At 39.9% G+C, this 10,148-nt stretch carries 9 protein-coding genes; 4 read left to right on the top strand and 5 right to left on the bottom strand.

The features are described from left to right. From Q0A12_RS07710 to Q0A12_RS07695, 4 genes are all read left to right on the top strand, one after another. Positions 1-532: 5-bromo-4-chloroindolyl phosphate hydrolysis family protein (locus Q0A12_RS07710; protein ID WP_291292078.1), on the top strand; the 532-nt coding region annotated here is incomplete at its 5' end. Continuing rightward, complete coding sequence (locus Q0A12_RS07705) at positions 532-1,455, top strand: hypothetical protein (protein ID WP_291292077.1); 924 nt, start codon at positions 532-534, stop codon at positions 1,453-1,455. The genes Q0A12_RS07710 and Q0A12_RS07705, both read left to right, overlap by 1 nt. Positions 1,456-2,120: 665 nt before the next feature. Next, positions 2,121-2,795, top strand: a complete 675-nt coding sequence (locus Q0A12_RS07700; protein WP_291292076.1) for a type 1 glutamine amidotransferase domain-containing protein — start codon at positions 2,121-2,123, stop codon at positions 2,793-2,795. A 2-nt stretch (positions 2,796-2,797) separates the two neighbouring features. Further along, entirely contained in the window at positions 2,798-3,718 is a 921-nt protein-coding gene (locus Q0A12_RS07695; RefSeq protein WP_291292075.1) for an NAD-dependent epimerase/dehydratase family protein, read from the top strand. A gap of 369 nt (positions 3,719-4,087) precedes the next feature. On the opposite strand, the gene Q0A12_RS07690 is transcribed toward Q0A12_RS07695, so the two are convergent. Genes Q0A12_RS07690 through Q0A12_RS07670 form a run of 5 tightly spaced genes read right to left on the bottom strand, consistent with a single transcriptional unit; the run spans position 4,088 to position 9,632 of the window. Beyond that, entirely contained in the window at positions 4,088-5,050 is a 963-nt protein-coding gene (locus tag Q0A12_RS07690) for a transketolase C-terminal domain-containing protein (protein WP_291292074.1), read from the bottom strand. Between the two features lie 3 nt (positions 5,051-5,053). Beyond that, entirely contained in the window at positions 5,054-5,911 is an 858-nt protein-coding gene (locus tag Q0A12_RS07685; RefSeq protein ID WP_291292073.1) for a transketolase, read from the bottom strand. Between the two features lie 22 nt (positions 5,912-5,933). Continuing rightward, entirely contained in the window at positions 5,934-7,298 is a 1,365-nt protein-coding gene (locus tag Q0A12_RS07680; protein ID WP_291292072.1) for a PTS ascorbate transporter subunit IIC, read from the bottom strand. Positions 7,299-7,314: 16 nt separating this feature from the next. Then, positions 7,315-7,596: a PTS sugar transporter subunit IIB gene (locus Q0A12_RS07675; RefSeq protein WP_291292071.1), complete on the bottom strand. Its 282-nt coding sequence runs from the start codon at positions 7,594-7,596 to the stop codon at positions 7,315-7,317. Next, complete coding sequence (locus Q0A12_RS07670) at positions 7,593-9,632, bottom strand: BglG family transcription antiterminator (protein ID WP_291292070.1); 2,040 nt, start codon at positions 9,630-9,632, stop codon at positions 7,593-7,595. The genes Q0A12_RS07675 and Q0A12_RS07670 overlap by 4 nt, the downstream gene beginning before the upstream one ends. Between the last annotated feature and the right edge of the window lie 516 nt (positions 9,633-10,148).

The following is a 10,148-nucleotide window of genomic DNA, read 5'->3' as shown; positions in this document are numbered from 1 at the left end:
ATATATTGCTGTATTAGGGGGACTCTTGCTAATTGCAGGGGTGCTGCAAGGAAAGAATCACTGGAAAAACAACAAAATATATAAAGAGAATATTCGGAAATATCAAAAAAAACATGAATTGACAGATTCTGAATTGAATCTATTAAAAGAAACGCTTGGAGAAGCGAAAGCCTTGATTCTTCGTTGGGAAGCTGCAAATAAAGGCAGCAAAGAATTAGCTAGTGTAGAGGCAAAAGAAGGTGGATTAAAATCTGCGAAAGAAATTTTTCAAGAGCTGATGGCGCACCCGCAAAAGATGCATCAACTAAATGCGTTTCTATACATCAAGCTCCCTGAAATCGTAGAGGCCTCTGAACGGGTAAAGCAGATACGTGAAACAAGCTTATCGACTAAACAAATTGAAGCTTCGGTGAAGTCTATGGTACAAACGATTGAGGTCATCTCAGCAAGTATCACAGATGATTATGAAGCAATCATTCAAGAAGATTCTGAAGAAATTGCCTTAGCAAAGAAAATTATTGGAGATAAATAATGGGAAAAAAGAAACAGTTTTATGAGGAGTATGATGCACTGTTTATCAAGCCAAAGCCACCTAAAAAGAAGAAACGACCTTTCTTGTCACTCTGGCAACGAGCAAATAAAGCACCTGTCCTTTCAACAAAAAAACAGGCCCAACAACCTTCGAAAAAAAACAGCAACTTAAACAGGCGGACACATACGCAAACAATCTCAAAAAAGTGGGCCATTATATTACCTATAGGTTTCCTTCTGATGATTCTGGTTATTGTTTATGCAAGCAATCATTCCGAGATCTTTTCAGATGATTATGAAGATGACTACAGTGATTATGTCGACGTTTATCCTTTGCAAGAAGCGGGAATTAAACGAACAGGCACAGTTGATGTGAGTCAACCGTTAGTCGCTACCCTTGATGATCCTACTATTTACTTTAACAAAGGCTACAAAATCGAAATCAAAGGGGATGTGGATATTGAACAGCACGAAGAAGAATTGTCTGTCTTACCTACAAATGGCGATTATCCTAGCATCACCTCTATTGCTTCACTATCATTTTATTCTGGTAGAGACTATCTGCGTTCAGTAAATATGAGTATGTCGGGAAACCTAGCTGCCAGTATAAGTAGATACTTACAAGTATCAAAAGGAGATGACCTCTTTTCTAAAGCCTATCCTCAAGAATCGCTCGACGATGTGCAAACAGGCTATGTTGTGAACTATGAAAAAGAGTCCTCTTATATTTACTTATCGATTCAGAGATATTTTATGTTCCCTGATGGAACGGGCGTTTGGCTAGAAACTTATTCAACAAGTGATCAGGAAACCGAACTTACCCCTGATGATTCTTTTAAAGAGATCAAAAAAGCTTATCGGGAAGATTTTGAATTTTTAGAGGATAACTTTTTATTAACCACAGATAATAGTGCTGATCAGTAACAGAGGCGCTTTAGCAACCTTTCAATTTAGGCAATCGAGAAAATGTGTGCTATTTTAGGTAACTAATAACTGTGCCTTTGAAGCTACCTTTTCATCATCAATGATTTCCCCATATTCGTTCTAGAATAGTCAGTGTTGGCAGAGTATCTACGGATTTTCTGCCAACATTTTTTTTGCAAAAAAGAGCACCTAGAAAATAAAATATAGCCCACGAAAACAACTTTACAGCAAAAAAACTTCGATGAGCCTTTCTAACATTAGAATAAGATTCAATTGAAAAACTGCCTATTTCTTCTCTAATAATGAATTGTACAGCCAAGTAAAGACGACTTTCGTGTATAAGTCATATATACCCAAATCGGAAACTTCTTCAAAAATTTTCTTAAAAAAACAAGCCACTAAACATTATCGTTACGTTTCCGAATGTCTTTCATTGCATTTATTCTCTTTGTGTAGTTCAATAGATGCAAGCTTTGAACGTTATGACAAGATTCTTGTGAGAAAGTTAGGTTTGCATAAGACGATAAAAAAGGCGAGAATTGCTGATCTTTTAATCGTTTAAAAGAAGCAAAGGTAGTATCGCACCATTTAGAGGGAACAAAGCAAATTTAGAAATACCACACTTTAAAAAATAACGTTAATAGAATGAAAAAGAGGGTTAATTCGTGAAAAAAGTATTAATCGTACATACAAACATTCAGAAATATGCTGGGACCAATGACGCAACAGGGCTTTGGTTAGGTGAAAGTGCTGAATTTATAGATGAACTCAATCAGCAGAACATTGAAGTTGATTTTGTAAGTCCTTTAGGTGGATTCGTTCCTCTGGATCCTAGAAGTATGAAGTATATTGATAAGGATATTATGAAGATCTATTTAGAAAAAAGTTTTGTTCAGGATGGTTTGATAAATACCAAAAAACCTAGTGAAATCAATTCAAGCAATTACCATGCGATCTATTTTACAGGTGGCCATGGTGTCATGTGGGATTTTCCCGATAATAAAGAAATACAAGAAATCGCTTTGGCCATTTATGAAAATAACGGCTATATTCTATCTGTTTGTCACGGGATCGCTGGGTTGCTTAATATCAAAGATCGAGAAGGTAATTTTTTGATTTCCGGGAAACGAATTACAGGATTTACTAAAACCGAAGAATTGTTAGCTGGGAAAATGAGAACAGTTCCCTTCTTTAATCAAAAAGCAGCGGAAGAAAGAAAGGCACTTTTTCAAAAAAAGCGATTTTATAAAGAATTTGCGGTAAAAGACGGCCGAATGATTACGGGACAAAATCCCTTTTCCGTACGCGCAGTAGCAAAATTATATCTTGAGGAGTTATAGATATGCAGACCATATTAGGAAGCAATGGGCAAATAGGTTATGAATTGGCAAAAGAATTATACAAAAATTACACAACAGACATCCGCTTAGTCAGCCGTAAACCTAAAAAAATCAATCCGACAGATGACGTAGTTGCAGCGGATTTAATGGACTACGATCAAACAAAAAAAGCAATCGAAAATAGTGATATTGTTTATTTCACTGTTGGTTTACCCATGGATTCTGCTCTTTGGGAAAGCAATTTTTTGAAGATCACAACAAATGTCATCAAAGCATGTATTGAATCCCACAGCAAACTTGTCTTCTTTGATAACACGTATATGTATCCAAAAGATCGTACACCACAGGATGAAAACACACCATTTTCTCCTGTAGGAAGAAAATCTGTCGTACGTTCTGAAATGGCAAAATTAGTTTTACATGGCATAGAAAACGAGGGATTAGAAGCCGTTATTTGTCGTGCGCCAGAGTTTTATGGTCCCAATAAAACCCAAAGTATAACAAATACACTCGTATTGAACAAAATTAAAAATAACGAGACCGTAAGCATCCCCGTCAGTAAAGATACTTTACGCACCTTGATCTGGACCCCAGATGCCAGCCGAGCAATGGCACTGATCGGAAACACAGCAAGTGCTTATCAGCAAACCTGGCATTTACCCTGTGACCAACCGCGGACATTCCAAGAGATAATCCATATTGCGGAAAAAGTACTAAATAAACCGTTAAAATATCGAGTCATTCAGCTATGGCAATTTAAACTAGCCAAGTTTTTCAGTAAAGAAGTCAAAGAATTGGACGAGTTACTGACGCGATATGAACAAGACAACATTTTTCTATCGGATAAATTCAAGCAAGCTTTTCCTGATTTTTCAATTACCACTTTGGAAGAAGGCATCTCTCGCGTGCTCACTGAAAAATAACTTGAACGGATGAAAAAGTGAGGTCTGTAATACTGATAAGTGAGCTTTTGTCCGTTAAAATTCATCAGGCAAGGGTCAAAAAATGGCGACGCAAACCGGACATACTTTTGCCCCTTTTAGAGAAGGAGCGATGGTAAAAAAAATTTAGCAAATCACAGCTGTCCATCAAAATCGAAGTTATCTCCACCGAGAGTAAGCTTTTTACTTTCCATTAACCGAATCAGAAAAGCTGTGATGCTATTTTTTGTCTTAATTCATACAAAAAAACTTCAAACAAAGCAACACGACTGTCCCTCTGTTTGAAGTTTTTTAGCAATACCTGAAATGAATTAAATGAAACCATCAACCATTAACTCATTGATGCTTTATTTATAAGCTGACTTTATCCCCCACTATTTGCTGCTTGATAGAAGCTCGATCTAAGCCATATTCTTTTTGCAGGAAATCAGGTGTGCCTACCTGACCGAATCGTTCATTAACACCAATGCGTTTTAACGAGATAGGACTACCGGTTTCAGCAAGGACTTCTGCGACTGCACTCCCTAATCCTCCAGTGATGGAATGATTTTCAATGGTGATGACTTGCCGTTTTCCTTGAACTTCTCGAATGATCAATTCTCTATCAATAGGTTTTATGGTAAACATATCGATCACTTCGCAGCTGATTCCTACTTCTGCTAATTCTTCTGCAACATGCAGTGTTTCTGCAACTAATTGTCCACTAGCAATCAACAGCAGGTCATCGCCTGCTCTTAAAATATTGCCTTTTCCTAGTTCAAAATTTGAGCCTTTTTCATAAATCGTAGGAACAGCTTTCCGATTGCCACGAACATAATGAATACCTGATAATTCACTAAAGGTTCTTATGATCCAAGCCATTTGAACCTCATCCGCTGCATCGCAGACGATCGACTGAGGAATCATTCGCATCAAAGCCACATCTTCCCATGTTGTATGGGTCCCACCATTGTGTCCGACTGCAAATCCCGGATCAGAACCGTAAATATTGATTGTATTGCCGCCGTAGCCGCCAGAAATAAACAGTTGATCGAATACACGACGCGTCGCAAACGGACCAAAGGTGTGGATAAAAGGCGTATAGCCAGTTAAACTCAACCCAGCAGCTACACCAACCATATTGGCTTCCGCGATCCCCATGTTGATAAATCGTTGTGGATGTTTATTGGCAATCGCTGTCCAGCCACTGGCGGAACCAAGGTCGGCATCTAACGCAACTAACTGGTTATTTTCATCCATGAGTTCCACCAATGTGTCAACAACACAAGTTCGCAACTCTTTACCGGTAGCGATGGTTTTGCTTAATGTAAACATGCTTTAGCGTCCTCCTTCGATTTTTATCGTCAATTCTTTGATTGCCTCTTCTGCTGCTTGATTGATTTCATCCGTGGTAAACTTCACGGAATGATTGGCATCAAGTTCTTCAAAGAATAGAACGCCTTGTCCTTTGATACTATCCAAAACAATACAAACCGCTTGGTCTTCGACAGCTTTACAACGCTCGATCGCCTCATCAATGGCTCGTATGTCTGCCCCTAACACTTTTTCTGTATAAAAGCCAAAGGCAGTCATCTTCTGCTGGATGTCAAAGGGATCAAGAATGTCTTTGGTTGGCCCATCTAGCTGTTTTTTGTTGTCATCAATAATGACGATACAGTGATTCAGTTTCAAGTGGGCAATGTATTGGAAGGCTTCCCAGCATTGTCCTTCATTTAGTTCGCCATCCCCGACGATCAAATAAACAAAATTGTCCTTGCCTGCTAAACGCAGACCTGTGGCGATCCCTGCAGCCATGGAGGTTCCCTGACCCAGTGAGCCTGTGGTGGCATCAACCCCCGGAGTTTTCCAACGATCTGGATGGGAAGGCAGTCTTGTGCCGCCCTCATTGATTGTCCACAACCATGACCGATCAAAGTAGCCAGTATTTGCTAATGCACTATAAAGTGCGGCGCCTGCATGACCTTTTGATAAGACAAGTCGGTCACGATCCGCCCACTGGGGATCTTTCGGATTGACCCGCAGCTGTTTGCCGTATAAAACGGCCAATAATTCAACAATTGAAAAGGAACCTCCTAGATGGCCTTGCCCCATTTTCTTGATGCTACAAAGTGTATCTAAACGAATCTTTGCCGCTAATCTTTCAAGTTCGTGGTATTCTTGTTCACTAATTGCCACTATTTCTCCCTCCATCGTCTATTTATTCAGAAACAGATTTCGCCCGGCTGTTTTTCTTGAAAATCGTCAATCCGATCAAGACAGCGACCACCGCAACTATCCCTGAGAAGATTGCGATTTGTCCGCCCATATTAGCTAAGTTTCCAAGGAAGATCCCTGCAACCCCATAGTCGGTATCAGAGAAAGTTGATCCTTGGAACCCAAGATCTCCCATGACGGGCATCAACAAAATCGGCATGAAGCTGATAATGATCCCATGAACAAAGGAACCAATGACGGCACCTCGCACACCACCTGTTGCATTGCCGTAAACACCTGCCGTTGCGCCACAGAAGAAGTGGGGCACCACACCAGGAATAATGACGGTTGTTCCTGTAAAGACCATGATGATCAAACTAACGATCCCACCGACAAAACTGGTTAGAAAACCAATTAGAACAGCATTCGGTGCATATGGAAAGACGATTGGACAATCCAATGCAGGAATCGCATTGGGAACAAGCTTTTCAGAAATCCCTTTAAAAGCTGGTACGATTTCCGCCAAAATCAGACGAACACCAGCTAAAATCACAAAGACACCCGCCGCAAAAGAACCTGCCTGCTGCAAAGAATAAATGATCGAGTTTGTGCCATTGCTAAGATTTTCAGTAATAAATTCGCTACCAGCAAAAATCGCTACGATCACGTACACAACCGCCATCGTAATCGTGATGCTAACGGTGGAATCTCGCAAGAAAGACAGGCCTTTCGGAAAATTGATATCTTCTGTCGATTTTTCCTTATTGCCGACGTATTTCCCAATCAATCCGCTCAATGCATAGCCGAAGTTCCCTGTATGCCCTAATGCGACGGAATCATTTTTGGTAATTTCTCGGGTAAACGGCTGTGCGATCGCTGGGAAAATCGTGTTGCAGATCCCTAATGCTAAGCCACCAAATAAAACTAGGTTAAAGGTATTCATCCCAGTAACACTCAAAATCACAGCAATCATGCAAGCCATATATAACGTGGCATGCCCAGTCAAGTAAATGTATTTAAAGCGAGTGATGCGGGCAATCAAAATGTTGAAAGCCATTCCTGCTAACATAATAAGTGCAGTATAAGTGCCGTAAGTCGTCAAAGCCAGTGCAACAATCGCTTCATTGTTTGGCACGACCCCTTGCATGTTAAACGCGGCTTGAAACATCTCACCAAATGGCGCAAGGGAGTTTTCGATCACGCCAGCTCCCGCAGTGACCACTAGAAAACCAACAAAGGTCTTGATTCCGCCTTTGACGATCGTTGCAACATCTTTTTTCTGCAGTACATTCCCCAAAACGGCGATCAGTGCGACTAAGATCGCTGGGGTACTAGCGATATCAACAAGAATATCTAAAAATTCGTTCATGACTGTCTACTCCTTTTTATAGTAATCCTTTTTCCTGACAAACGGTTTGAACTTTTTGCTTCAATTCATCGAGATCGATAATGCTGTCTAAGACCACAATCTCACCTAGATGCTGTGCGCTATCCGCTAAATCACCGCCAACAAAGAAAACATCTGCCATATCGGGTGCGGCACTTCCTAAATCATAATGGGATACTTCCACACCTGAGACCCCCAATTCATTTAAAACAGAATTGATATTCATCTCCACCATAAAACTTGATCCTAAGCCGGATCCACACACTGCTGCAAATTTCATTTTTCATCTTCTCCTTCTCTGATCACTTCAATTATTTGATCCGCATTCGTTGCGGAAAGTAACGCAGTTAGTTTTTCATTATTCGACAAAATTTTGGTTAAACTCGCTAACGCTTTTAGATGGAGCTCATTGTCAACCGCCGCCAAACAAATAAACACTTGAATAGGGTGCTGCGGATCATCATTCAAAAGTACTGGTTCTTTGACTTTTAATAACGACATCCCAATCGCATTGACCCCATCTTCTGGCCTCGCATGGGGCAAAGCGATGCCTTTCCCAATATGGATAAAAGGCCCGTGATCCACCACTTTGTTGATCATGGCGGTAATATACTGCTCGTCAATTTTATTGGCCTTTTTTAATGGTGCAGCAGCTTCTCGAATAGCTTCTTGCCAAGTCAACGGCACCTCGGTAAATTGAATGGTTTCTGCTGTTAATAAATCTGATAACATCGGACGTTGGTCTTCCCTTCTATTCAATTCTCGATTGATTTTTCTTTGCAAAATTTTTTTCAGCTTTTGCTTACTGATCCCTGCTTTTAAATCAACATACGGTAAGATCACTTCTAAAACATCTTCAATGGAATGCAACCCAGTTTTTGAAGGAAAGAATGCCGCTTGTACCTTTCTAAGCAGTTCATCCTTCTCTATGGGTGTCATAATCGGATTGATCACATAACATGGCCGTTTGGTTTTGATCGGCGCACTGGAAAAAATCAAATCAATCTCTTCATTGAAAGGAACATTCTCATACTCTTCGATCGAACGTGCCGGTAAAAAATGAATCTGGGGAAACAATTCCTTTAATTCTGATTCCAAAATCAAAGATGAACTGATGCCGCTGGGGCAGACGACTAGTGCATTCAATTGGAAGTAATCGCGTTTAGCCTTTTGCTTACTGATTTCTCCACCAAACAAAATCGTAAAATAACCGATTTCTTCATCAGGAATCGTGCCGACTAAGTTTTCTAAAGAACCCAGTGCTCGTCTCGTCAGTTCAAACAACTCATTGTATTGCAACTTGATTTCTTCGATCAGCACATTCTCTAACGGAAAACTGTAGCGGATCCGAAAGTACGCAGGAACAAGATGATAGAATGTGTTCATCAAAAGGCTCCGATAGTCCACAAACTCAATGGCTGCCAATCCTTCCATTTCGTGAATGATCTTACTGGCACATTCCAATAAAAATTCTAATGAAGAATCTTCAATATCTCCTTGCAGAATCGTTTTCAGTAGGATCGTTACATAAAGTTCTTCCGTGTCCCGATCTTTGATGACAGGAAATTCTGCTAAAAACTGCTGGCTGACTTGATAGACATGCAGCGACTGTAGAAGCGATGTTTCTGTCTCTGCTAAAGAAACAGTCGTTTCTGCCATCCGAAAGCATAAATAGTTGAGAAAGTAGAGCATTTCTTCAAAGCGACTCGGTACAATCACCAGATTGAAAGCAGCCAGTGTTACTGCCAAACGATCTCTAATCCGAACATAAATCGTTTTGTCCTGCTCATAGATTCCTTCAAACAAAAGTAAATTCCCATTTTTCGTATTGGATAACGCACTGACTTTTTGAAAAGCAAGAGTACGGATTGGATATTCTTCCCCTTCAAGATAGAAGCCATGTTTCCTAGAGTACAATAGTTGGATCTCTGATGCTGCAAGCTCCTCTCTGATTCCTTTTATATCCTTTAAGATCGTGTTTTTACTGACATAGAAAAGATCCTGAAACTGATAGACGGATAAATCTTTAACTGCCGCAAAAGCAAGGAGATAAATCATTGACCGCCGCTCTTCTTCTGAGAAAAATAACGTATTTTTCTGAACATCGAAAAGAATTTCCGTCCACTTTCGCTGAATTAGCGAAGGAACCAAAACTTTCCCTTGATGAACCGTGATTCTTTGATTCAACCGCTGTTCAGTGATTTGATTGATCTTAGCAATCTCAACTAAAAATTCCTCATAATTCCACTTCGTTAAATGAAGAAATGTCTCCACATTTGGTTCTGAAAACAGATACGTTAATTTGAAATGAATCATATTTGTTACCCCCACCTAAACTATAGCTTGGCCAAAATGAAATCGCCATCATTTCTCGGTACAACTGAAACTTCGTTTTTTTTAAACGCTGGACCGAACATAATATTTCAAGGTTTACCATACCATTTTCGGAAAGAAAACGAGTAAATTTCCATTTTAATTTTTGTCTACTATTACTTGATTATGAACGAGGAGAGTTGTCACACCCTTTTCTACCCACAAAGAGCAAAAAAACGATTTAGATACTTGCTTTTTTGCAAGAACAAAATCAAATACGGGGCTGTGCCATAAGTCTCCTACAAGTAACACTATCCGAATAATATCTATTATTGCTCCTACGGTGCAGTGGCTCCTCGTCGCAAAAGTCAGAGGAATCTATCGCAATAGAAATTGATTCGGATTAACTTGTTGGATTTTGACTTATGTTACAGTTCCTAGTATTGCTCCTGCGGTGCAGTGGCCCTCGTCGCAAAAGTCAGAGGAATCTATCGCAATAGAAATTGATTCGGATTAACT

The organism is Enterococcus sp. (assembly GCF_022711995.1).
Taxonomy (GTDB): Bacteria; Bacillota; Bacilli; order Lactobacillales; family Enterococcaceae; genus Enterococcus_D.
This window is presented reverse-complemented; position numbering and strand designations above follow the sequence as displayed.

What these genes read in the sequence shown, in the direction of transcription:
- Q0A12_RS07705 (WP_291292077.1), top strand. Translation starts at nt 532, where the DNA reads ATGGGAAAAAAGAAACAGTTTTATGAGGAGTATGATGCACTGTTTATC.
- Q0A12_RS07695 (WP_291292075.1), top strand. Translation starts at nt 2,798, where the DNA reads ATGCAGACCATATTAGGAAGCAATGGGCAAATAGGTTATGAATTGGCA.
- Q0A12_RS07690 (WP_291292074.1), bottom strand. Translation starts at nt 5,050, where the DNA reads ATGTTTACATTAAGCAAAACCATCGCTACCGGTAAAGAGTTGCGAACT.
- Q0A12_RS07680 (WP_291292072.1), bottom strand. Translation starts at nt 7,298, where the DNA reads ATGAACGAATTTTTAGATATTCTTGTTGATATCGCTAGTACCCCAGCG.
- Q0A12_RS07675 (WP_291292071.1), bottom strand. Translation starts at nt 7,596, where the DNA reads ATGAAATTTGCAGCAGTGTGTGGATCCGGCTTAGGATCAAGTTTTATG.
- Q0A12_RS07670 (WP_291292070.1), bottom strand. Translation starts at nt 9,632, where the DNA reads ATGATTCATTTCAAATTAACGTATCTGTTTTCAGAACCAAATGTGGAG.